The sequence below is a fragment of the Grylomicrobium aquisgranense genome (assembly GCF_033971865.1).
GTDB lineage: Bacteria > Bacillota_I > Bacilli_A > Erysipelotrichales > Erysipelotrichaceae > Bulleidia > Bulleidia massiliensis.
In genome coordinates, this window is the sequence record NZ_JALBUR010000001.1 from 66,856 (window position 1) to 87,942 (window position 21,087).

The window sequence follows — 21,087 nt, forward strand, 5'->3', positions numbered from 1 at the left end:
ACAGGAGAGATGAGAAAGATGAAGATGATTGAAGCACCGTCCGGTCTGCGGGATCTGACATCAGCACAGGCTCAGAAACGCCAGCGGCTGCAGCAGAAAGTAGAAGCTGTGTTTGCCAATGCCGGCTATCAGCAGATTGTCACGCCGGATATTGAGTTTTATCAGACTTATGCAAGGGCATATGCCAGTCTGAAAGACACGGAAATCTATAAGTTCTTTGACCAGGACGGTCAGATCCTGACCCTGCGGACAGATATGACCGTGCCGATTGCACGTGTTGCGGCCAGCAAGTACCGTGATGAAAAACCGCCGTTTCGTTTCTTTTATGGTGAGAATGTATATAAGGTACGCCAGTCCTTTGCAGGCAAGCGCAATGAAGTGCGTGACTGCGGTGTGGAACTGATCGGAGAGGACAGCCAGAGTGATCCGGAAATTCTCAGCCTCGCCGATGAAGTGCTCAAACAGCTTGGCTTGAAAAACTATATTCTCGAAATCGGCAATTCTGATTTCTTCCGCCTTGCGGCAAGACTCTGCAGGATCTGTAAAGAAGATACTGCCGCGATGGCAGACCTGGTCGACCGCAAGGCAATGCCTGATCTGGAAACGTTTGTAAGTTCGCTGTCACTGTCAGAGCCGGAAACCTCTTTCTTCACGCAGCTGCCGCTGCTTTCCGGAACAGAAGAATGTCTGGAAAAAGCCCGGACACTTTGCTTTGACAGCCGTCTGGAAGCAGAAGTGGAGCGCATGAAGGAACTTGGCGAAATGATGAAACGTCTGGATCCGGAAAGCCATATCGCATATGACCTTGGCAAAGTCCCGCATCTTGACTATTACACCGGTATCATCTTTGAAGCCTATGCCGATGGCGCTGCCACCGCTATTCTCTCTGGCGGCCGTTATGACGACCTGCTTAAGAAGTTCGGCCGTGACCTGCCAGCATGCGGCTTTGGCATCAAACTGGACTACCTGCTGGACCTTTTCGACGATGAGAATACAGAGGTACGGCGTCTGCGCTATCCAAAAGGACAGATTGAGGCTGCTCTGCAGAAAGCAAAACAGCTGCGCAAAGACGGCCCGGTTGTTCTGGAAGCCGCGGATGTAGAAAAGATGGAGGTGGTATTGTGAGTCTTTCGATTGCACTGACCAAGGGAAGACTGGAACAGCAGACAACCGCGATGCTGGCCAAAGCCGGATATGGTGTTGAAAAACTGCAAAACAAAGGACGCGCTCTTGTCTTTCCAGATACACGCAAAGATATTCGCTATTTCCTGGTGAAAGCCAATGACTGCATCACCTATGTTGAACATGGGGTGGCAGATATTGGCATCGTAGGCAAGGATACCCTGATGGAAGGCGGCAGTGATTACTATGAAATGCTGGATCTTGGCATTGGCAGATGCCGCTTCATCTGTGCATCACTGCCGGATCACAATCCCCTGACCAAAAGCGGCCACATCAAGATCGGCTCCAAATATCCTGAAGTGACCAGGCAGTATTTTCTGAACAAAGGCAAAGATGTAGAAATTATCAAGATTGATGGCTCAGTGGAACTGGCTCCGATCCTGGGACTGTGCGATGGCATTGTCGATATCATGGAAACCGGTACAACACTCAGGGAAAACGGGCTGGTAGTCTATGATACTGTCTGTCCCATCAGCGCAAGGGCAATCGTAAACAAAGCCGCATTCAAACTGAAGCGGCCGGAAGTCATGGCATTTCTGAAAGATCTGGAAACAGTGAAGGAGGCAGAAAATGTTAAGTGAAATCAAAGCAGACAATCCAAAGCAGCTGCGTGCGTATCTGGACAGCCGCACAAGTGATATCTCCAGTGACATTCTTCTGAAAGTCAATGAAATCATCAAACGTGTCAAACAGGAAGGCGACGCTGCCCTGAAGGACTATACCCGTCAGTTTGATGGTGTCGAGATTGAAAATTTCCGTGTTTCTGAAAAAGAAATCGATGATGCATGTGCTCTGACAGACAAGAAATTCCGGGAAGCTTTGACAAGAGCCAAAGACAATATCACTGCTTTCCACATGGCGCAGAAGACAAACTCCTATCTGATGGAACGGGAGCCTGGTGTCTATCTGGGTCAGCGGGTATTGCCGCTGGCATCGGTTGGCATCTATGTCCCAGGCGGCCGTGCCCAGTATCCTTCCTCCGTACTCATGAACGTCATCCCCGCCAAAGTGGCAGGCGTCAAGCGTATTGTCATGGTAACTCCGCCAGGAAAAGACGGCCGTCTGAATCCCAATATTGCCTTTGCGGCAAGACTGGCCGGCGTCTGTGAAATCTATAAGGTCGGCGGTGCTCAGGCCATTGCCGCACTTGCCTGGGGAACAGAAAGCATTGCCCCGGTAGATAAGATCACGGGTCCTGGCAATATCTTTGTAGCCGCAGCCAAGAAACTTGTCTTTGGCAGAGTTGATATCGATATGATTGCCGGCCCCAGTGAAATCCTTGTTATTGCGGATGATGGCGCTGATCCTGCCTGCTGTGCAGCAGATCTTCTTTCCCAGGCGGAACACGATCCGATGGCATCAGCCATTCTGCTGACGACATCCCGCTCTTTCCTGGATCATGTCAACAAAGAACTTAAAAGACAGCTGGAAACACTGCCAAAGAAAGAAATAGCCAGTGCTTCGATCCGTGATTATGGCAGATCGATTGTTGCGGAATCACTGGAACAGTGCATTGCCTATGCAAATGCCATTGCCCCGGAACATCTGGAACTGATGATCAAGGACCCGATGCCGTATCTCTCTCAGGTCAAAAATGCAGGCTCCGTATTCCTTGGCTATGATACTTGTGAGCCAATCGGTGACTACTATGGCGGTACCAACCATGTGCTGCCAACCGGCGGCACAGCACGCTTTGCCAGTGCCCTTGGCGTCGATGCCTTTGTCCACCGCTCCTGTTTCCTGCACTATTCAAAAAAGGCTCTGCAGCAGGATGGAGACGATATCATGATTCTGGCAGAAGAGGAACAGCTGGAAGCCCATGCCAGGGCAGTGGAGGTGCGCAATGGGAAAAACTAATGCCTATACAGCCGCAAAGCGGGATGGCAGAATCCTGCTCAATGCGAATGAAAGCAGCCTGAATCTTTCTGCACAACTGCTGCAGAAAGCAGCTGACATTGTCACAAAGATTTCCTACAACCGCTATCCGGATCCTGCTGAAACAGAATTGCTTTCTGCCTTTGGCAAAAAGATGGGTATTTCAGAAGACTGCCTGCTGGCTGGCAATGGCAGCGACCAGATGCTTGGCTATCTGATTACGACATATCTTGGCAAAGGAAAGACTTTACTGACATTGAATCCGGATTTCTCCATGTATCAGTACTATGCCGGCTCCATTGATGCAAAGACGGTTGGATACAGGCAGGACGAAGGCGGCGGTGTCAAGATCGATGATCTGATCGCTTTTGGAAAAAAAGAAAATGCTGACATGATCCTTTTCTCCAATCCCAATAATCCAACCGGATCCCTGATCCCCCGTACGGATATCGAAAAACTTGTGCAGAACTTCAAAGATATTCCGGTCGTCATCGATGAGGCGTATATGGACTTTGCGGATGATGAATCTGTACTGCCATTGATTGATCAGTATGACAATCTGTTTGTAACAAGAACGCTGTCCAAGGCATATGGACTGGCCGCAATGCGGGTAGGTTTTCTGGTTGGAAATGCCGACAGGATGTCAGCTTTGAAGGCAGACTTTGTACCATATGCAATGAACTCTTTGTCAATGGCGATTGCGGCTGCTCTGATTCCTGAAATTGATGTGGCAGATTTTGTAAAAGACATCAGGATACAGCGGCAATGGCTTTATCAAAGACTTTCCGGTTTTAAACGGCTGAAAGTCTGGCCATCCCAGGCAAATTTCATCTATGGAAAAGCAGAGGATCTGGATGGACTGCTCGCCTGTCTGCAGGCAGAAGGCATTGTGATCCGCACATACAATGGGACTTCGTATTTCCGTATTTCCATCGGCACCCAGGAAGAAAATCAGCTTGTCTGGAAAGCCATTCAGTCATATGAAGGAGAAAAATCATGAGAAAAGCAGAATTTCACCGTGTGACCAAAGAAACAGACGTCTATGCCAGCATTAACCTGGATGGCACAGGAAAAACAGATATTGATACCGGCATCGGTTTTCTCAATCATATGCTTACCCTGTTTGCCTTCCATGGCGGCTTTGATCTGGTCGTGAAAGCAAAAGGGGATCTTGATGTGGATGATCATCACACCATTGAAGATATCGGAATTGTGCTTGGCATCATTGTCAAAGAAGCACTTGGCAGCAAGGCGGGCATTGCCAGATACGGATCCTTTTCCTGCGTCATGGATGAAGCACTGGCAAGAGTGGACCTGGACTGTTCCGGACGGCCTTTTATTGTTTTTCATGGCAATTTCGACCGTGAAACAGTCGGTGCCATGTCAACAGAAATGGTACCGGAATTCCTGCGTGCCTTTGCCTTCAATTCCCTGATCACTCTCCATGTCAATATCCTGTATGGTGAAAATGACCACCATAAGATTGAGGCAGTCTTCAAGGCACTTGGACATGCTCTTAAGGCTGCTGTGACAACAACCGGCGGCGGTGTCTTCAGCACGAAGGGAAGTCTGGCATGATCGGCATCATCGATTATGGAGCAGGCAACCTGTTTTCTTTGAAACATGCCCTGGCTGATCTTGCTGCCAAAACTGTTGTATCCGGCGACCCAGCAGTCCTTTCTGCCTGTGACAAACTCATTCTGCCAGGCGTTGGTGCCTTCGGCGACGGTATGGCTATGCTGAAAGAAAACGGTCTGGATCAGATGATTCTTGCACAGACCGCCAAAGGAAAGCCGCTGCTTGGAATCTGCCTGGGTATGCAGATGCTGTATGAAAGCAGTGAAGAAGACGGCTTTCACAAAGGACTCGGCCTGCTGAAAGGAAACATTATCCGCCTGCAGGGCGATGATATCCGTATCCCGGAAGTCGGCTGGAACCTGCTGGAACGAGTGAATCCACACCCCATCTTCTCTCTGTTGTCCGGGCATCCATATATGTACTATGTGCATAGTTACTTCGCTTCCGGTACGGATCCTGCCCAGGTATTCGGCATCTCAGTGGATGGAAAAAACAACGTGCCAGGCCTGGTTGGCAGAGATCATATTCTTGGCTGTCAGTTCCATCCTGAAAAAAGCAGTGATGACGGCAGAGCAGTACTGCGCTATTTTGTGGAGGCAGACATATGATCATCCTTCCGGCTATTGACATCATCGACGGTGTACCGGTCCGTCTTGTCCAGGGTGACTACAGCAGAAAGACAAAAGTTGCCAGTTCCATCAAAGATACAGCGGTTACATTTGCGCATCAGGGCGCTTCCTGGCTGCATATGGTGGATCTTGATGGGGCAAAGGCCCAGCATCCGGTAAACTCAGGTGCTATTCTCGATGCCGCCATCGCAGCCGGCATTCATACAGAAGTCGGCGGCGGAATCCGTACCATGTCTGATATCCGCCTGTATCTGGAAGGCGGTATTTCCAGAGTCATCCTTGGCACCGCTGCCCTGGAGAATGAAGAGCTGCTGAAAGAAGCACTTGCCCGTTATGGCAGCCGCATTGCTGTTGGCATCGATGCAAGAAATGGCATCGTGGCACTCAATGGCTGGCTGCAGTCATCAGATCAAACCTATCAGTCTGTGGCTGAAAAGATGGCGGAACTTGGCGTACAGACAATCATCGCCACCGATATCAGCCGGGATGGCACGATGCGCGGCATCAACACGGCAATGTACAGCGAACTGTGTCAATTGAAACATGTGAATGTGATTGCCAGCGGCGGCGTTGGCAGTATGGATGACCTGCAGGCACTGACACATACGGGAGTGGCAGGCGTGATCTGCGGCAAGGCATTGTATGAAGGCAGAATCAACCTGTTTGAGGCAATTGCCAGATATGAGAAAAAGGAGGGGACATGCTGACAAAAAGAATCATTCCATGTCTGGATGTCAAAGATGGAAAAACAGTCAAAGGCATTCACTTCCAGGGATTGAAAGAAGTTGGTGATCCGGTTGAAATGGCAGATGTCTATAACAGACAGGGTGCTGATGAACTGTTTTTTCTCGATATTGCGGCAACCCAGGAAGGCAGAAAAACAATGGCAGACATGGTGGAAAAAGTAGCTTCCCGCATTGCCATTCCCTTTACGGTCGGCGGCGGTATTGGTTCTTTGGAAGATGTACACCGTATGCTGTGGTCTGGTGCAGATAAAGTGTCCCTCAACAGTGCTGCCGTCCGTAATCCCAATCTGCTGCAGGAAGGTGCACGCCGCTATGGCAGTCAGTGCATGGTTCTGGCTCTGGATGCCCGCCGCAGAAAAGATGACACTGGCTGGAATGTTGTGATTGAAGGCGGCACGCTGGATACCGGGATCGATGCCATTCAGTGGGCAGAGGATGCCGTTGCCATGGGGGCAGGTGAAATTCTGTTAACATCCATGGATGCCGATGGCACAAAGAAAGGCTATGATCTGCCATTGTGCCAGGCAGTGCGGAAAACAGTCAGAGTACCGATCATTGCCAGCGGCGGCTGTGGCTGTCTGGAAGACTTTGGCAGCCTGTTCAAGGCGGATGCTGCCGATGCCGCATTGGCCGCTTCGCTTTTCCACTATGGCACATTGACGGTAAAACAGGTCAAGCAGTATCTGCAGAAAGAAGGGATTCCGGTACGCCTATGATGAGAATTGACTTTAAAAAAGGCAATGGCCTTGTGCCCTGCATTGTGCAGGATGCCACAAGTAAAAAGGTGCTGATGCTTGCCTACATGAATCAGGAAAGCCTGAAGAAAACAATGGAGACCGGGCTTGCTGTATTCTACAGCCGCAGCCGGAAGGAACTGTGGACAAAAGGAGAAACAAGCGGCAATTTCCAGCATGTGAAAAAGATTCTGGTAGACTGTGATGAGGATACCATCTTATTACTCGTAGACCCGGATGGACCGGCATGTCATACCGGCCATACAAGCTGTTTTTACCGCAATATGGAAGGAGAAGAAGTGGATGAGTGAGCTTGAAAAGATGTATGAAGTCATTCTGGACCGCAAAGAGAATCCGGAAGAGGGCAGCTATACCAATTATCTGTTTGACAAAGGACTGGAGAAAATTCTGAAAAAAGTAGGAGAAGAAAGCACCGAAACAGTGATCGCAGCTTTGTCACAGAGCAATGAGGATCTGATCAACGAACTGAATGATCTTGCCTACCATCTGCTGGTGCTGATGGCTGCCAAAGGTATTACGCCAGCAGATTTTGACCGTGTAGCAAAAGAGCGTGAGGCAAAGCAGCATAATCTGAAACCAGAACGCCGCAAAATTGAAAAGTATTAGCACAATGAGCCTCCTTCCCGTACAATAGGGAAGAAGGTTTTTTCATATGGAAGATTTTCTGACTGTATTCCAAATGATTGGTACAGCTGCCTTTGCCATCAGTGGTGCCATTACAGCTGTCCATGCCGGCCTTGATCTGTTCGGCATCATTGCCCTTGGCGTGATGACTGCAACTGCCGGCGGTGTCATCCGTGACATCATCCTTGGCATCTTTCCGCCGATTGCATTCGTCAACTCCATGTATGTCCTCACGGCGGCATTGATTTCTGTTGTTGTTTTTCTGATTGCCAGAGATGAAATCCGCTCCGGCACCTCCATGAACAACCATTCTTTCCGGGTAATCCTTCTGTTAGGAGATTCGATCGGCCTTGGCGTGTTCACAACCGCAGGCATGTATACTGCCATCACCAGATTTTCCGCAGACAATGGATTCCTGGTCATTTTCTCCGGTGTTGTCACTGGTGTAGGCGGCGGCTTTCTCAGAGATGTATCCATCCATATCCTGCCGGAGATTTTCTCCAAGCATGTTTATGCCGTGGCTTCTATTGCCGGGGCACTGATTTCTTTGTATCTTTTCCGCCACAGTGATCCCTATACAGCGATCTATATTGGCACCGGCATCATCGTGCTCATCCGCCTGCTGGCAGCCCGCTACCGCTGGTCACTTCCAAGAGTGCAGTCATAAACAGCACAATAAAAGACAGCCGTAGCTGTCTCCTTTTTTGTATCAGTCACCAAAGCTGATGCCGATCGACTTGGCTTCCTTGATGATCTCTGCATTAGGATCTACATATTTCAGCTTGCCAGCGACCTCTGCCAGCGGAACGGTTGTCATCTCACGGTTCTTATAGGCAACCATGACGCCATACTTCTTCTTCAGAATCAGTCTTGCAGCCTCTGCACCAAGCCTTGATGCAAAGACACGGTCATACGCAACCGGCGTGCCGCCGCGCTGAATGTGGCCGAGAATCGTCACACGCACTTCACGGCCGGTCTTCTTGGTAATCTGATCTGCCAGTTCATACGAAACAGAAGGGAATGTATACTTTTCCAGCTTCTTGCGGTAATCTTTCTTGCTCAGCTGTGCATCCTGCTTGGAAATAGCACCTTCTGCAACAGCCATGATCGTAAACCGCTTGCCCTGACGGTCACGTGTTTCAATCACATCAATAATCTTATCCAGATCATACGGGATCTCCGGCAGCAGAATGATATCAGCACCACCGGCAATGCCCGCATTCAACGGCAGCCATCCAACTTTGTGGCCCATCACTTCAACAATGAACACACGGCCATGTGAGGATGCAGTTGTATGAATCTCATCAATGCAGCGTGTCGCAATATCCACAGCGGACTGGAAGCCAAATGTCATATCTGTGCCCCACAGATCATTATCAATTGTCTTCGGCAGGGTGATCACATTCAGTCCTTCTTCAGAAAGAAGGTTGGCAGTCTTGGCAGAGCCATTGCCGCCCAGCATAACCAGGCAGTCAAGCTGCAGCTTATAATACGTCTGCTTCATGCACTCCACTTTGTCACGGCCATCCGGCAGGGGATTGTGAATCTCCTTGAACGGTGTTCTGGAAGTGCCAAGAATCGTACCGCCGACAGTCAGAATATTCGAGAAATCATCCTCTGTCAGAAGGCGGAAACGGGAATTGATCATTCCCTTGTAGCCATCCTCAAAGCCATAAAACTCTACCGGTTCCTTGGCATTGTTCATCACACCCTTGAACACGCCGCGCATCGCAGCATTCAATGCCTGACAGTCACCGCCGCTGGTAAGCATTCCAATTCGTAACATGATTACCTCCCGGTCCCCAATAGACCATTTTTTCCTCTGCTCTTATTGTAGTGTTGTACAGCCAGCATCACAAGCTCTGATCTGCAGCAGCTTCCAGCGCTACCTGCATCATCCTTGTAAAACTTTCTTCTCTCTCCTGCGGGGTTGTCTCCTGATGTGTCACAAACGAATCTGACACCGTCAGAATTGTCGCCGCATTCTTATGCAGAACTGCCGCATTGGCAAACAGGGCAAAGCTCTCCATTTCCACAACCTTGCAGTGATGATTTAAAATCACATCCTGCAGGTAGCCATCATTGGCACGGTAGAATACATCCGAAGAATGGGTCGTGCCTTCATGCAGTTCAATGCCAAGCTTTGCGGCTGCCTTTTCCAGCTTTGCATTCAATGCAGCAGAAGGATACAGCGTATGGGCGGTATTGCCGCCCTGCACAAGGGCATAGGTGCTTTCCGAATAAGCTGCATCTGCCAGGAAGACATCAAACAGGTTCAGATCAGCAGTATAGGCACCGGCAGAACCAACCCGGATGATGTTGTCGACATCATAAAACTTAAATAATTCCCAGGAATAGATGCCAATCGAAGGCATGCCCATTCCACTGGCCATGACGGTAACCGGTACGCCATGATAGCTGCCGGTATACCCCTGTACACCGCGCAAATTGTTAACCAGCACAGGATTGTCGAGAAAGTGCTCAGCAATGAATTTAGAACGAAGCGGATCACCCGGCATCAGAACGGTTTTAGCGATCTGGCCAGGCGCTGCACTGTTATGAGGTGTTGACATTTCACAAAACTCCTTTTTCTCAATTATAGCAGAAATCATGCACGCAAAAGACAAACCATTGCCACACATCCTGAGGCACATAGTATCATGATAGGGAAAGGAAGTGTGCACCATGGAAGAAATGAATATACGGGAACAGGCAGCCAACGCTGTGGAAGAGATTCTTGCCCAGGCCCATCTGAAACCAGGGGATATCTTTGTGGTCGGCTGCTCAACAAGTGAGGTGCTTGGTGAAAAGATCGGCACCCACAGTTCGATGGATACAGCCGCGCAGCTGTATGAAGGCATTGCCGGCGTCCTGAAGAAACAAGATCTCTACCTGGCTGCCCAGTGCTGCGAACATCTCAACCGGGCACTTGTTGTAGAAGCAGAATGCATGGAAAAATATGATCTTGAACAGGTCAATGCGATCCCTCAGCCAAACCATGCCGGCGGTGCTTTTGGCACCCAGGCATATGCGCATATGCATCATCCGGTACTTGTTGAAAGCCTCAATGCCAGAGCATCTGCCGGCATTGATATCGGCGGCACCCTGATCGGCATGCATATTCATCCGGTCGTGGTACCAGTCAGAATTTCATTTGACCATATCGGCGCCGCGCATATCATCTGTGCCCGCAGAAGACCAAAGTATGTTGGCGGCCAGCGCGCCATCTATGACGAAAATCTGATGTAAAAAAGGTGCTGCTACAGCAAATATGCTGTGACAGCATCTTTTCAGAAATCTGTTTACTTTACGCCCTTGGCACCCTTGACACCCTGAGCAGAATAGTTTGCCAGCAGGTTTGTCTCATATGAGAAGGTCATACGGGATCTTCTTCTTTCTCTGTCCAGTGCCTGCTGCACAAGTCTGTCCATCAGCTGCGGGAAAGATACACCGCCTGCTTCCCAGAGATAGAAGGCAAGGGAACCTGGAATGGTATTGATCTCATTGACATAGATATGCTTTGTTTCCGCATCCATCATGAAGTCGATGCGGCATACACCAGAAGCACCCAGCACTTCAAATGTCTGTCTGGCATACTTCTGAATCATCTCGGTTTCTTCTTTGCTTAACGGCGCCGGCACTCTGCGGGCAGTGCTTGCCATACCCTTGGAAGCACCGGACTTGACGCCGCCCTTGGCAGACCCCTTGGCGCCACCCATATACTTGTCCTTGAAATCAAGCATATTGTCCTCAGCAGACTGCTTGGTAACCTCTTCCAGCACAGAAGCTTCACAATGGTGGCCATCACCCAATACAGAGCAGTTGATCTCACGCATCGGTTTGACTACCTTTTCCGTAATGACTTTCTCATCATACTGGCGGGCATCTTCAAAGCAGGACAGATACTCTTCATCATTATGGGCAATGGCAATACCTACCGAAGAGCCTGTTCTTGCCGGCTTCAGAATCACCGGATAAATCAGCTGATGCACCTTTTTCAGGATTTCATCCTGATGCGTATCCATCTCAGAGCCATAGACCCAGAACCAGTCAGTCATCGGCAGACCGGCATCGTGGAGAATATGCTTCATGAGAACCTTATCCTGACCGACTGCGGCCCCATACAGATCGCAGCCTGCATACGGCACTTTCAGCATTTCAAAGAAACCCTGAATGGTGCCGTCTTCACCATTGGTGCCATGCATCACCGGGATGGCGACATCAATCGTGCCAAGATTCTTCGGTCCGAACATCGAATGCTTGACCGGCAGAATCTGTACCTGATTGTCTACATTGGCAAGCATGACCTGTGTGCACTTGGACACAAGGGCATTCAGGTCACGGAAATTGCTGATGTCATTCAGCAGATCAGACACATACAGCTTTCTGTTTTTGGCAACATAAACAGGAATTACATTGTATTTTTCCGGGTCCAGGGCAGCCATGGCCTGATGGCCGGAAATCACGGAGACTTCATGCTCGACGGACTCGCCGCCGAAGAAGACACCAACATTCAGTTTCATAGTCAAAACCTCCGGAAGATATTATATCCTGAATTGCACATTTTGCAGGATGGAATCAGAAATGAGGGCACAGGATGCTAAAATGTCAGTGAGAGAATACAAGAAAGGACTGCAGATATGAAGAAAGCACTCGTAATGGCGGGCGGCGGCACCAGAGGCGCCTATCAGGCCGGCGCCATCAAAGCCCTGATTGAAATGGGACGAAATGACTGGAATATTGTGACCGGCACATCGGTCGGGGCCCTGAATGCATGCCTTGTCGTGCAGAAAGACTACGATAAACTGTTTGCCCTGTATGACAACCTGTCTGTGGATATGATCCTCAACGGCATGTCGCCGGCAGACATGAACCTGCGCACAATCTTCAATGAACGCGATGCATTCATCAAGGAACTGCGCAAATATGTCAAGGACCAGGGACTGGATATTTCACCATTCCTGAGCCGCGTGCATGAACTGTACAATCCGGATAGATTCTTCTCTTCACCAATCGATTTTGGCTGCATCGCTGCCACAGCAAAAGGGCATGAAGGCGTTTATGTAACCAAAGACATGATGAAAGAACATGGCGAAGACTGGCTGGTCGCTACCGCTAGTGCCTACCCGGCTTTTCCAATGCGCAATATTGACGGCACTGACTATGTGGACGGCGGCTATTTTGATAACTGTCCGATCGACTTTGCATTGCGGTTAGGCGCAGATGAAGTACTGGTCATGGACCTCAACCATTCACCAAACCATCCCGGCTATGTTGGCAGGGCAAACATCCGCTACATGTTTCCCAAGAGTGAAACCGGTGACTTCCTGGACTTCTCTCGGGAACGCCTGAATCGTCTGTTCACACTTGGCTACAATGATGCCGGCAAAATGTTTGACCGCTATAAGGGATACAAGTATACATTCACACTGTATCACCGGCCGCATTTCTTTGACCGCTGGTATGTCAATGTCGAACTGCTGGAAGCACGCATCAAGCAGGCGGGTATGATCAATGACCGTCTGCGTTCAGATACCTTTATCACCGATACATTGAAAAGCAGGATGCAGCTGCCATATCTCAAGCCGCAGAATTACTTTGAAGGCATGATGGACTTCCTGCTGGATCTGATCCAGGCTGAGGAAACAAAGGTATATACACTGAAGGAAGCACGCAATCTGATCTTTGCATCATTTGCGGATTGTGCAAAGGAAGATTTTTCCTATAAGCCAAACGGATTCAGTCAGCTTGGCACGATGCTGGATCAGAAGGAAACCATCGCCCGGCTGCTGCATGCGGATTTTTATCCGGATCATGTCTTTGCCAATGAGAATACCGTTCTGACCCTGTATCCGTTTGAAAAGGCAGCTGCCGATTTTATCTATATGTGGATGAAGGAGTTTTCACAGGAATGAGACAGACAGTAGGGAAATTCGAAAAGGTCAGTTTCGGCCAGTTTGTCAAAGGCGCAGAAAAAGCCGGCTTTACCGGTGATGTCCAGGCAGCATATGAAGCCATTGTATTGCCGGAAAGGGCAACCGCCGGTTCAGCAGGCTATGATTTCTGCATGCCGTATGATATCCGGATCGCCCCGGGGCAGAGTGTTCTGGTGGCGACCGGGATCCGTGTTAAAATGGATCCGGCCTACGTATTTCTGCTGTTTCCGCGCAGTTCGCTTGGCTTTAAATACAGACTGCGGCTGGATAACACGGTCGGTGTGATTGACAGTGACTATTATCAGGCTGACAATGAAGGCCACATCTTTGCCAGAATGACCAATGAATCTGATGGCAAGATGCTGGAACTGTCAGCAGGACAGGCCTTTATGCAGGGGATCTTTGTGCCATTTGGCATCAGCGAAGATGATGATGTCAGCACGAAGCGCACCGGCGGATTCGGCAGTACAGATAGAAAAGAGTGAGATATATCAATGACAGATGAGGAATTAAAAGAAAGTTATTTTAAGAGTGAACCAATTCCGGAACATATTCTGGAACATATGGAGCATTGCCGCCAGCAGCATATGGAAGTGCCGGATGAGAAGCTGATCAAGCGGCCTTCCCAGATTGCCGGCATCCGTGAGGCAGGCCGCATCAATACACTGGTACTCGATGCCGTCGCAAAAGAAATTCATGACGGCATGAGCACCCAGGAGATCGATGATATTGTCGCCAAAGTGACCAAAGACAATGATGCCATCTGTGCATGCCTTGGCTTTGAGGGCTATCCGAAGAATGTCTGCACATCCATCAATGATGAAGTATGCCATGGCATCCCGGCTCGCCACCGCAAGATTCATGACGGCGATATTATCAACGTGGACTGCACGACAATCTATCATTCCTATTATGGCGATGCCAGCCGCATGTTCATGATCGGCAAGGTTTCACCAGCAAGGGAAAGACTTGTTGCTGAGACAAAGAAGTGTCTTGAGATCGGCATGGAAGCAGCCAAGCCTTGGAACACCGTCGGTGATATCGGTGCTGCCATTGCCAAATATGCACATCATCAGGGATACAGCGTCGTCCGTGAACTGGGCGGACATGGCGTTGGCAACGGCTTCCATGAGGATCCGTTTGTTGCCCACATTGCCAAAGCCCACACCGGCATGGTGCTGGTACCGGGCATGGTGATCACGATTGAGCCAATGATCAATGCCGGCAAAGCTGCAGTTGTCATTGACCCCTATAACGACTGGACAATTTACACAAAGGATGGCAGCGATTCTGCACAGTGGGAACACACCATTCTGATTACGGAAACCGGCAATGAAATCCTCTCGTACTGAGATCTGTCTGGATCTGATCAGAAACCGCCGCAGCATCCGCCGCTTTCAGCCAGTCCCAGTCACATCACAGCAGCTGGCACTGCTGCAGGAAGCAGCCGAGCTTTCTCCCAGTGCCTGCAACGAGCAGCCGTGGTTCTTCTGTGCCATTGAAAATCAACAGATTATTCACCAGATCGAGCAGCTTCATGAACCAGCAGGAAACTGCTACAATGCGCCGCTGCTGTTATGTGCCTTTGCCGACAAAAAGGCATTGGAGCCAGTCAGGGATACAACCTTTGCCCTGGCAAATATCATGTATGCATGCGAAGCCATCGGACTTGGGTCATGCTACATCAACTTTGTCTCGGAAGTATTCAACTGCCCGGCCTATGACAAGCTGGCAGGAGCACTTGGTGTACCGGATGACTATTTTGCTGTTGGGGCTCTGGCTATCGGCGTACCGGATGAAAAACGGCCTGTTCCCACAAACCGCAAAAAGAATATCTTTTCCATCGTGCAGGAGGATGCACAATGAATGACAATATCTATGTAATCGGCCACAAACATCCTGATTCGGATTCCATCTGCGCTTCCCTGACGTACAGCAATCTGCTCAACCGGCTTGGCCATCATGCCATTGCCTGCCGGCAGGGACCGCTCAATGAAGAAACCAAGTTTATTCTGCGCCGTTTTCATCAGGAAAATCCGCTGTTATTGACAGATGCCAGAGCAATGCTGAAGGATATTGATCTGGATGCACCGACAATGATTTCCCACGATGCGACGGTGCATCATGCCTGGCACGTGATGCTGCGGACACAAAACCGTTCCCTGTATGTCACAGATGATCAGGGCGGCCTTGCCGGCATCTGTACAACCACGGACCTTTCCCGGGTGCGCATTCATCCGGAGGCAGATCTGGATTCTTTGATGAGCACATGTTCTTTGAAGAATATTGCCCATACAGTGGGCGGCACCATTGTGCTGGATATGCCTGATTTTCATTCCAATGGCAGAGTGCACATCATCACCCTGGAGGGCAGGGAAGCAAGTATGTATTCCCTTGCAGATGGTATCTGTGTACTGTCCAGCGGTGAAGACAAGCAGAAGATGGTCATTGAGGCAGGAGCAGCTTGTCTGGTCATCACCTGTGGACAGAAGGTAAGCCAGGATATCAGGAATCTTGCAGAGAAACACCATACTGCCATCATTGAAACCGATGCCGATACGATGAATACAGCAAGAGTCATCACCGAAAGCTACAGTGTTGAGCAGGTCATGACAACAAAGATCATCACTTTCCGTGATACAGAATACGTGGAAGATGTAGCTGCCAAGATGATGAATTCCAGAGTCCGCTCTTATCCGGTGCTGGATGAAAACGGAAAAGTCATCGGTGGTATTTCCCGCTACCATACCCGCAACTATCATCATCGTAATTTTGTTCTGGTTGACCATTCTGCACTGAACCAGACGATCAATCACATTGAAAACGCCAATTTGCTGGCGATCATCGACCATCACCACATCGGCGGCATCACGACTGATCATCCGATTCTCTACAGAAACCAGAAAGTAGGCTGTACATGCACGATCATTGCGTCCATGTATCAGGAAAACGGCATGCTGCCGGATCATGACATGGCAGGCCTGTTACTCTCGGCCATTCTGTCAGACACACTCCATTTCAAGAGTGCAACCACAACCGATCAGGACCGCTTTGCTGTATCCTGGCTGGCTCCGATTGCCGGCATTGATGATGTGCCTGCCTATGCAAGAGAAATGCTTGGCGCTTCAGTTGCTCTGAAGGATTCCACACCGCATGAGATCCTCAACCGTGACCTGAAGACCTACCAGATCGGCCGCTTTCAGTTTGCCATCGGCCAGACAAACTACTCCCACATGGAAGAAGTCCAGAAGATTCTGCCTGCCTTCAAGGAAAATCTGCAGAAGGAGCAGGCTGCCAATGGTCTTGATCTGATGGTCATGCTGTTTACGGATGTGATGGGTGAAGGCTCCTTGTTTGTCTACTATGGACCGCTGAGCTATGTACTCAGCGACATGCTGCAGACAACCTTTGATGCGCACAGCGGATTTGATGCCAACATCATCTCCCGCAAGCAGCAGCTGATGCCGCGCCTGTCGCAGATACTGAAAGGAATCTGACATGCTGGATGTATGTCTGTTAGGAACGGGTGGAACCGTTCCGCTGCCCCAGCGATGGCTGACATCGTGCCTGCTGCGCTGTGATGGCAAGATGATACTGATTGACTGTGGGGAAGGCACCCAGATTGCGCTGCATGGCATGGGCTTCTCCGTCAAACATATCGATACGATCCTGTTGACCCATTACCATGCCGATCACACAGCCGGCCTGCCAGGCCTGCTGCTGTCCATGGCAAAGGCGGACCGCACCGATCCGATCACAATCTATGGACCAAAAGGTTTGCCGGATCTATTGCAGGGCATTTCCATGATTGCCCGCTATGTCCCTTTTCCCATCCATTATCATGAGATCAGAGAACGCCAGGAACAATTCAAAGAAGCAGGCCTGCAGATCACAGCATTTGCTGTGCGCCACTCCGTGCCATGCTATTCGTATCAGTTTATTCTCCCGCGCAGCCCGCGCTTTGATAAAGCCAAAGCGGAAAGCAACCATGTGCCGCTCAAAGCATGGAATCAGCTGCAGAAGGGGAATACGGTGGAAATGGACGGTGTCACCTATACCCCGGATATGGTCTGCGGCAAGGCAAGAAGGGGACTCAAAGTTGTCTACAGTACCGATACAAGGCCTGTAGAAGCACTTGAAACCTATTGCAGAGATGCGGATCTTTACATTGGGGAAGGTATGTATGGCGACCCTGAAAAAGCCGATAAAGCCAAACTCAACCAGCACAGCATGATGTATGAGACAGCTGCCATTGCCGCAAAGGCAAATGTCAGACAGCTCTGGCTGACCCATTATTCACCAAGCATGATAGACCCCGACCAGTATGCAGATCAGGTAAAGGCGATCTTCGCCAACACTGTCATTGCTCATGATGGCCAACGCACAGATCTGAATTTTATTGATGAAGAGGAAGCACACTGAGTGCTTTTTCTTTTGAAAAGCAGAAAAACTGTGTGCGAATTGCGCGAAAAACTGCGCATAAACTATTTCACAAATGAAAAAAACCGCTTAATAAACGGTTTTCTTCAAATACTTATGGTGCGCCCGATGGGGCTCGAACCCACAACCTTTTGATTCGGAATCAAATACGCTATCCAGTTGCGCCACGGGCACGTAACGTTAAAATAATACCATTGAATGAAGGAGATTACAAAGCAATGAAAGAAAATGTTAGTAACATCCGGCTGATCGTATGTGACATTGATAATACCCTTTTACCTGCTGGTCATGATGCTTTGTCCAGATATACCGTCAAGGCTTTGCACAAGGCAATGGACAATGGCTATCAGCTGATGATCTGCACAGGCAGACATTATACGTTCATACCGCCGAGCTTCTTTGATGATCTGCCAATGGATATCATCGGCACGATCAATGGAGCCTGCCTGGTGGACCGGTCTGGCAAAGTCATTGATAAACACCCGATGTCGCTGGAAGATATGAATGCCATTACCAATCTGTGTATTGCCCATGACATCGGTCTTGGCTTCAAGTTTGAGGATGCCATCGTGACCTATGCCAACTATGACAAGTTCATGAAGGGCTATGTCCGCAACCCCAGAGAATGGAAACTGGTTATCAATGATGATGAGAAAAGAACACATCATCTGACTGCCGGTACACCGCTTGGTACATTTATCATTGGTGATGAATCTGTCATAGAGCCATTTTCCCACACACTGCCCGATCTGATCTTTGCCTGGTCGCAGCGGGATGGCTATGATGTTTTCTCACGCAATGTGACAAAAGCAACTGCCGTGCAGCGGGTACTGGATGATGAAGGCCTTTCGTGGGACAATGTACTGGCATTTGGTGATGCCGGCAATGATATTCCATTTATCGAAAAAGCAGGCATCGGCGTTGCCCTTGGAAATGCCAGGGATGGGGTAAAAGAACATGCTGATCTGAGTGCAGATCTTTGTGAGAACGATGGCGTTGCAAAGATGCTGGAACAGCTCGGCATCATCTGAAGGAGGATATGAGATGAAAGTTTACAACGGACTGGATCAGCTGCCAAAGGGAAGGGCAGCCGGAGGTCTTCTTCATGGCTGCATGGTGCTGGAAGGCGGTGCCTGGCGCGGCCTGTATACACAGGGAGCACTGGATGCCCTGATGGAAAACGGCATCAATATGGACTGCACGATCGGTGTTTCCGCAGGTGCCATGTCAGGTCTTGCCTACGTAAGCGGACAGATCGGCTTTTCCGGCAGGCTGAATCTGACCTACCGCAACGATCAGAATTATTGCGGTATCGGGGCAATGAAAAATGACCATGGCATCACTGGGTTCAGTTATGCTTTTGATACACTGTTCCATCAGGGGGAAGGCTTTGATCAGGCTGCCTTTGAAAATCCAGACAGAAGATTTGTCGCTGTTGCAACAAACCTGGAAACAGGAAAGCCAGTCTATTTTGAGAAGGGAAAATGTACAGATATCTTCAAGGCTGTACAGGCATCCGCAACGGTACCATATATCTCAAAACCTGTTGAAATTGATGGCGATCAGTATCTCGATGGTGGTCTTAGTGTGCGCGTCCCTTATGAATGGGCACTGGCCGAGGGTTATGAAAAGATCGTTGTTATCCGCACCCGTGACCGTGCATACCGCAAGAAGATTGCCGGTCCGCTTGCCATCAACAAGATGTACCGCAAACTGCCGGAAGCCGTCTATGATCTGGATGAACAGAATGCCAGATACAACATCTCATTGAATGGACTGGATCAGTTGGAAAATTCAGGAAGAATCTTTGTGCTGGCACCAGAGAAGCCAATTACGATCCGCCGCTTTGAAAGTGATATGGACAAGCTTGGCGATCTGTATTGGCAGGGATATCACGAGACCAAAGAACATCTGGATGCATTGCGGCAGTATCTGGCACTGGACAAGTGAAATCAGGAAGAGAGAATTACTGAATGACGATGTCAAATGCATTTATGGGCGGTGTGTTCGGGGTGATCGGCATCCTGCTGTATATCGCTGCGCCATTCCTTTCCGAAGAGAAAAGGGCATATCAGTCAAGGCTGCTGGCAGAAGCATTGTTTGCCTTGATGTTCTTCTATCAGAGTGCTTTTGCAGGTACTGTATACTTCCTGATGATGCTGGCCAGTGCCTTGCTGCAGAAACAGATTGAACATAACAAATGGGTGTCAATCTGTTACGGTATTGCAGCATGTGTGCTTACGATTCTTTTCAATAACAGAGGAACTGCCGGTATTGTGCTGGCCCTGTCATTATTGCTTGTCTTTCTGCCGATCAATGAAGATAAGATGCTGACAACATCCAGCTATATCGATCTGCTGATCGCTCTTGCACAACTGTACTACACCATTGCCGTACGGGCCTGGGCAGGCACTGCCTTCAGTATCCTGGAGATGATCATGGCCATTGCTGGTCTTGTCTCGGCAGTTCATCTGGTCAGAGGCGGGGGACTTGCGGCAGCTGCCAAAGAGCAGCGTGATTATCTGCAGAAAAAGGAAGCACAGAAAAAGCAGCGCAAGGCTGCTTCCAAAGCAAAGAAAATACATTAAATTCAGATCCCATCCGGGATCTTTTTCAGCAGATCTTACCGCCGGTTTCCTTGATATCTGTCTCGTTTTTGACAATGGCTTCAATGGCCGCTGTTAAACCCTTGACGATATCGTCAAGACTCATCGAAGGCACACCGCGCTTGCCGACTGCCTGGCTTGTCATATACGGAATATGGACAAATCCGGACCGCTTGCCAGGATACTTGTGCTCACAGATATAGCGGACACCATACAAGACATGGTTGCAGATGAATGTGCCTGCTGTATCAGAAACAGATGCCGGAATACCGGCTGCATTGACAGCTTTGACCATTGCCTTGATCGGCAGCTTGGAGAAATAGGCATCCGGTCCATCCGCATAGATCGGCTCATCAATCGGCTGATTGCCTTCATTATCAGGAATACGGCAGTCATTGCAGTTGATGCCGACACGCTCAACCGTAATATCCGGCCTGCCGCCAGCCTGTCCTACCGACAGAATGACATCCGGATCACACTCCGCAATCTTGGCATCAATCTTTTCCAGGGATTTGTAAATAACCGTTGGAATCTCCAGCTTGATAATCTGGGCACCGGCAATCTCATCCGGCAGACGCTTGACAGATTCGATGGCAGGGTTGACTGGCTCGCCGCCAAATGGATCAAATCCAGTTACAAGAATTTTCATAGAATACACCTCCACATGAAATTATAGCGCAAATAAGACTTTACAATTCTTTGAAAGCCTGAAACAA

General features: G+C 49.5%; 25 protein-coding genes and 1 tRNA gene. 21 read left to right on the plus strand and 5 right to left on the minus strand.

Annotation, left to right across the window (positions count from 1 at the left end; all coding sequences use genetic code 11):
- Nucleotides 1-18: 18 nt before the first annotated feature.
- From hisZ to MOZ60_RS00365, 11 genes are read left to right on the plus strand one after another with little or no spacing between them, the layout of a single operon-like run.
- Complete coding sequence (gene hisZ, locus MOZ60_RS00315; RefSeq protein ID WP_277655286.1) at nucleotides 19-1,125, plus strand: ATP phosphoribosyltransferase regulatory subunit; 1,107 nt, start codon at nucleotides 19-21, stop codon at nucleotides 1,123-1,125.
- Entirely contained in the window at nucleotides 1,122-1,763 is a 642-nt protein-coding gene (gene hisG / locus MOZ60_RS00320) for an ATP phosphoribosyltransferase (protein ID WP_370595236.1), read from the plus strand. The genes hisZ and hisG overlap by 4 nt, the downstream gene beginning before the upstream one ends.
- Nucleotides 1,753-3,039, plus strand: a complete 1,287-nt coding sequence (hisD, locus tag MOZ60_RS00325; protein ID WP_370595237.1) for a histidinol dehydrogenase — start codon at nucleotides 1,753-1,755, stop codon at nucleotides 3,037-3,039. Before hisG ends, hisD begins: the two co-directional genes overlap by 11 nt.
- Complete coding sequence (locus tag MOZ60_RS00330) at nucleotides 3,026-4,057, plus strand: pyridoxal phosphate-dependent aminotransferase (protein ID WP_370595238.1); 1,032 nt, start codon at nucleotides 3,026-3,028, stop codon at nucleotides 4,055-4,057. Before hisD ends, MOZ60_RS00330 begins: the two co-directional genes overlap by 14 nt.
- Nucleotides 4,054-4,635, plus strand: coding sequence for an imidazoleglycerol-phosphate dehydratase HisB (hisB, locus tag MOZ60_RS00335; RefSeq protein ID WP_277635357.1), 582 nt, complete (start codon nucleotides 4,054-4,056; stop codon nucleotides 4,633-4,635). The genes MOZ60_RS00330 and hisB overlap by 4 nt, the downstream gene beginning before the upstream one ends.
- A complete protein-coding gene (gene hisH, locus MOZ60_RS00340; RefSeq protein WP_370595239.1) occupies nucleotides 4,632-5,243 on the plus strand; it encodes an imidazole glycerol phosphate synthase subunit HisH in 612 nt (203 codons plus the stop codon). Before hisB ends, hisH begins: the two co-directional genes overlap by 4 nt.
- On the plus strand, nucleotides 5,240-5,971 hold the full coding sequence (gene hisA, locus MOZ60_RS00345) for a 1-(5-phosphoribosyl)-5-[(5-phosphoribosylamino)methylideneamino]imidazole-4-carboxamide isomerase (protein ID WP_108776105.1): 732 nt from the start codon (nucleotides 5,240-5,242) through the stop codon (nucleotides 5,969-5,971). Before hisH ends, hisA begins: the two co-directional genes overlap by 4 nt.
- Nucleotides 5,965-6,726: an imidazole glycerol phosphate synthase subunit HisF gene (gene hisF, locus MOZ60_RS00350; RefSeq protein WP_370595240.1), complete on the plus strand. Its 762-nt coding sequence runs from the start codon at nucleotides 5,965-5,967 to the stop codon at nucleotides 6,724-6,726. Before hisA ends, hisF begins: the two co-directional genes overlap by 7 nt.
- Nucleotides 6,723-7,055 (plus strand): phosphoribosyl-AMP cyclohydrolase, encoded by a 333-nt coding sequence (gene hisI, locus MOZ60_RS00355; protein WP_370595241.1) that lies wholly within the window; start codon nucleotides 6,723-6,725, stop codon nucleotides 7,053-7,055. The genes hisF and hisI overlap by 4 nt, the downstream gene beginning before the upstream one ends.
- On the plus strand, nucleotides 7,048-7,371 hold the full coding sequence (gene hisE, locus MOZ60_RS00360) for a phosphoribosyl-ATP diphosphatase (protein ID WP_108776108.1): 324 nt from the start codon (nucleotides 7,048-7,050) through the stop codon (nucleotides 7,369-7,371). Before hisI ends, hisE begins: the two co-directional genes overlap by 8 nt.
- Before the next feature lie 46 nt (nucleotides 7,372-7,417).
- A complete protein-coding gene (locus MOZ60_RS00365; protein ID WP_108776109.1) occupies nucleotides 7,418-8,056 on the plus strand; it encodes a trimeric intracellular cation channel family protein in 639 nt (212 codons plus the stop codon).
- A 42-nt stretch (nucleotides 8,057-8,098) separates the two neighbouring features.
- On the opposite strand, the gene MOZ60_RS00370 is transcribed toward MOZ60_RS00365, so the two are convergent.
- Together MOZ60_RS00370 and deoD are read right to left on the minus strand one after the other, a co-directional pair.
- Nucleotides 8,099-9,175 (minus strand): 6-phosphofructokinase, encoded by a 1,077-nt coding sequence (locus tag MOZ60_RS00370; protein ID WP_277645027.1) that lies wholly within the window; start codon nucleotides 9,173-9,175, stop codon nucleotides 8,099-8,101.
- Between the two features lie 67 nt (nucleotides 9,176-9,242).
- Nucleotides 9,243-9,962, minus strand: a complete 720-nt coding sequence (deoD, locus tag MOZ60_RS00375; RefSeq protein ID WP_370595242.1) for a purine-nucleoside phosphorylase — start codon at nucleotides 9,960-9,962, stop codon at nucleotides 9,243-9,245.
- Nucleotides 9,963-10,074: 112 nt separating this feature from the next.
- On the opposite strand from deoD, the gene MOZ60_RS00380 reads away from it, so the two are divergent.
- Nucleotides 10,075-10,638, plus strand: coding sequence for a TIGR01440 family protein (locus MOZ60_RS00380; RefSeq protein WP_370595243.1), 564 nt, complete (start codon nucleotides 10,075-10,077; stop codon nucleotides 10,636-10,638).
- A 53-nt stretch (nucleotides 10,639-10,691) separates the two neighbouring features.
- Here the strand turns inward: MOZ60_RS00380 and MOZ60_RS00385 are convergent, their stop codons facing one another.
- Entirely contained in the window at nucleotides 10,692-11,912 is a 1,221-nt protein-coding gene (locus tag MOZ60_RS00385) for a D-alanine--D-alanine ligase family protein (protein WP_370595244.1), read from the minus strand.
- 117 nt (nucleotides 11,913-12,029) lie between these two features.
- Here MOZ60_RS00385 and MOZ60_RS00390 point away from each other — a divergent pair, with 117 nt between their 5' ends.
- From MOZ60_RS00390 to MOZ60_RS00415, 6 genes are read left to right on the plus strand one after another with little or no spacing between them, the layout of a single operon-like run.
- Nucleotides 12,030-13,304 carry a patatin-like phospholipase family protein gene (locus MOZ60_RS00390; protein ID WP_108776114.1) on the plus strand — a complete coding sequence of 425 codons (1,275 nt, stop codon included), beginning with the start codon at nucleotides 12,030-12,032 and terminating at the stop codon, nucleotides 13,302-13,304.
- Nucleotides 13,301-13,810, plus strand: a complete 510-nt coding sequence (locus tag MOZ60_RS00395) for a dCTP deaminase/dUTPase family protein (RefSeq protein ID WP_370595245.1) — start codon at nucleotides 13,301-13,303, stop codon at nucleotides 13,808-13,810. The genes MOZ60_RS00390 and MOZ60_RS00395 overlap by 4 nt, the downstream gene beginning before the upstream one ends.
- A 9-nt stretch (nucleotides 13,811-13,819) precedes the next feature.
- The gene (gene map, locus MOZ60_RS00400; protein WP_108776116.1) at nucleotides 13,820-14,677 is read left to right on the plus strand and encodes a type I methionyl aminopeptidase; all 858 of its coding nucleotides are present in this window, start codon (nucleotides 13,820-13,822) and stop codon (nucleotides 14,675-14,677) included.
- A complete protein-coding gene (locus MOZ60_RS00405; RefSeq protein ID WP_370595246.1) occupies nucleotides 14,658-15,191 on the plus strand; it encodes a nitroreductase family protein in 534 nt (177 codons plus the stop codon). Before map ends, MOZ60_RS00405 begins: the two co-directional genes overlap by 20 nt.
- Nucleotides 15,188-16,822, plus strand: a complete 1,635-nt coding sequence (locus MOZ60_RS00410; protein WP_370595247.1) for a putative manganese-dependent inorganic diphosphatase — start codon at nucleotides 15,188-15,190, stop codon at nucleotides 16,820-16,822. Before MOZ60_RS00405 ends, MOZ60_RS00410 begins: the two co-directional genes overlap by 4 nt.
- A 1-nt stretch (nucleotide 16,823) precedes the next feature.
- Nucleotides 16,824-17,747, plus strand: a complete 924-nt coding sequence (locus tag MOZ60_RS00415; protein WP_370595248.1) for a ribonuclease Z — start codon at nucleotides 16,824-16,826, stop codon at nucleotides 17,745-17,747.
- A 115-nt stretch (nucleotides 17,748-17,862) separates the two neighbouring features.
- Here MOZ60_RS00415 and MOZ60_RS00420 read toward each other — a convergent pair.
- Nucleotides 17,863-17,939: transfer RNA gene (locus MOZ60_RS00420), tRNA-Arg, on the minus strand.
- A gap of 44 nt (nucleotides 17,940-17,983) precedes the next feature.
- Between MOZ60_RS00420 and MOZ60_RS00425 the strand changes: the two genes are divergently transcribed.
- From MOZ60_RS00425 to MOZ60_RS00435, 3 genes are read left to right on the plus strand one after another with little or no spacing between them, the layout of a single operon-like run.
- Nucleotides 17,984-18,796 (plus strand): HAD family hydrolase, encoded by an 813-nt coding sequence (locus tag MOZ60_RS00425; protein WP_370595249.1) that lies wholly within the window; start codon nucleotides 17,984-17,986, stop codon nucleotides 18,794-18,796.
- Nucleotides 18,797-18,809: 13 nt separating this feature from the next.
- Nucleotides 18,810-19,715 (plus strand): patatin-like phospholipase family protein, encoded by a 906-nt coding sequence (locus MOZ60_RS00430; RefSeq protein WP_370595250.1) that lies wholly within the window; start codon nucleotides 18,810-18,812, stop codon nucleotides 19,713-19,715.
- Nucleotides 19,716-19,744: 29 nt separating this feature from the next.
- The gene (locus MOZ60_RS00435) at nucleotides 19,745-20,353 is read left to right on the plus strand and encodes a hypothetical protein (RefSeq protein WP_370595251.1); all 609 of its coding nucleotides are present in this window, start codon (nucleotides 19,745-19,747) and stop codon (nucleotides 20,351-20,353) included.
- A gap of 25 nt (nucleotides 20,354-20,378) precedes the next feature.
- Here MOZ60_RS00435 and pcp read toward each other — a convergent pair whose 3' ends face one another.
- Nucleotides 20,379-21,020, minus strand: coding sequence for a pyroglutamyl-peptidase I (gene pcp, locus MOZ60_RS00440; RefSeq protein WP_108776127.1), 642 nt, complete (start codon nucleotides 21,018-21,020; stop codon nucleotides 20,379-20,381).
- Nucleotides 21,021-21,087: the final 67 nt, after the last annotated feature.

What these genes read in the sequence shown, in the direction of transcription:
- hisZ (WP_277655286.1), top strand. Translation starts at nt 19, where the DNA reads ATGAAGATGATTGAAGCACCGTCCGGTCTGCGGGATCTGACATCAGCA.
- hisD (WP_370595237.1), top strand. Translation starts at nt 1,753, where the DNA reads ATGTTAAGTGAAATCAAAGCAGACAATCCAAAGCAGCTGCGTGCGTAT.
- MOZ60_RS00330 (WP_370595238.1), top strand. Translation starts at nt 3,026, where the DNA reads ATGGGAAAAACTAATGCCTATACAGCCGCAAAGCGGGATGGCAGAATC.
- hisB (WP_277635357.1), top strand. Translation starts at nt 4,054, where the DNA reads ATGAGAAAAGCAGAATTTCACCGTGTGACCAAAGAAACAGACGTCTAT.
- hisH (WP_370595239.1), top strand. Translation starts at nt 4,632, where the DNA reads ATGATCGGCATCATCGATTATGGAGCAGGCAACCTGTTTTCTTTGAAA.
- hisA (WP_108776105.1), top strand. Translation starts at nt 5,240, where the DNA reads ATGATCATCCTTCCGGCTATTGACATCATCGACGGTGTACCGGTCCGT.
- hisF (WP_370595240.1), top strand. Translation starts at nt 5,965, where the DNA reads ATGCTGACAAAAAGAATCATTCCATGTCTGGATGTCAAAGATGGAAAA.
- hisI (WP_370595241.1), top strand. Translation starts at nt 6,723, where the DNA reads ATGATGAGAATTGACTTTAAAAAAGGCAATGGCCTTGTGCCCTGCATT.
- hisE (WP_108776108.1), top strand. Translation starts at nt 7,048, where the DNA reads ATGAGTGAGCTTGAAAAGATGTATGAAGTCATTCTGGACCGCAAAGAG.
- MOZ60_RS00365 (WP_108776109.1), top strand. Translation starts at nt 7,418, where the DNA reads ATGGAAGATTTTCTGACTGTATTCCAAATGATTGGTACAGCTGCCTTT.
- MOZ60_RS00370 (WP_277645027.1), bottom strand. Translation starts at nt 9,175, where the DNA reads ATGTTACGAATTGGAATGCTTACCAGCGGCGGTGACTGTCAGGCATTG.
- deoD (WP_370595242.1), bottom strand. Translation starts at nt 9,962, where the DNA reads ATGTCAACACCTCATAACAGTGCAGCGCCTGGCCAGATCGCTAAAACC.
- MOZ60_RS00380 (WP_370595243.1), top strand. Translation starts at nt 10,075, where the DNA reads ATGGAAGAAATGAATATACGGGAACAGGCAGCCAACGCTGTGGAAGAG.
- MOZ60_RS00385 (WP_370595244.1), bottom strand. Translation starts at nt 11,912, where the DNA reads ATGAAACTGAATGTTGGTGTCTTCTTCGGCGGCGAGTCCGTCGAGCAT.
- MOZ60_RS00390 (WP_108776114.1), top strand. Translation starts at nt 12,030, where the DNA reads ATGAAGAAAGCACTCGTAATGGCGGGCGGCGGCACCAGAGGCGCCTAT.
- MOZ60_RS00395 (WP_370595245.1), top strand. Translation starts at nt 13,301, where the DNA reads ATGAGACAGACAGTAGGGAAATTCGAAAAGGTCAGTTTCGGCCAGTTT.
- map (WP_108776116.1), top strand. Translation starts at nt 13,820, where the DNA reads ATGACAGATGAGGAATTAAAAGAAAGTTATTTTAAGAGTGAACCAATT.
- MOZ60_RS00405 (WP_370595246.1), top strand. Translation starts at nt 14,658, where the DNA reads ATGAAATCCTCTCGTACTGAGATCTGTCTGGATCTGATCAGAAACCGC.
- MOZ60_RS00410 (WP_370595247.1), top strand. Translation starts at nt 15,188, where the DNA reads ATGAATGACAATATCTATGTAATCGGCCACAAACATCCTGATTCGGAT.
- MOZ60_RS00415 (WP_370595248.1), top strand. Translation starts at nt 16,824, where the DNA reads ATGCTGGATGTATGTCTGTTAGGAACGGGTGGAACCGTTCCGCTGCCC.
- MOZ60_RS00425 (WP_370595249.1), top strand. Translation starts at nt 17,984, where the DNA reads ATGAAAGAAAATGTTAGTAACATCCGGCTGATCGTATGTGACATTGAT.
- MOZ60_RS00430 (WP_370595250.1), top strand. Translation starts at nt 18,810, where the DNA reads ATGAAAGTTTACAACGGACTGGATCAGCTGCCAAAGGGAAGGGCAGCC.
- MOZ60_RS00435 (WP_370595251.1), top strand. Translation starts at nt 19,745, where the DNA reads ATGTCAAATGCATTTATGGGCGGTGTGTTCGGGGTGATCGGCATCCTG.
- pcp (WP_108776127.1), bottom strand. Translation starts at nt 21,020, where the DNA reads ATGAAAATTCTTGTAACTGGATTTGATCCATTTGGCGGCGAGCCAGTC.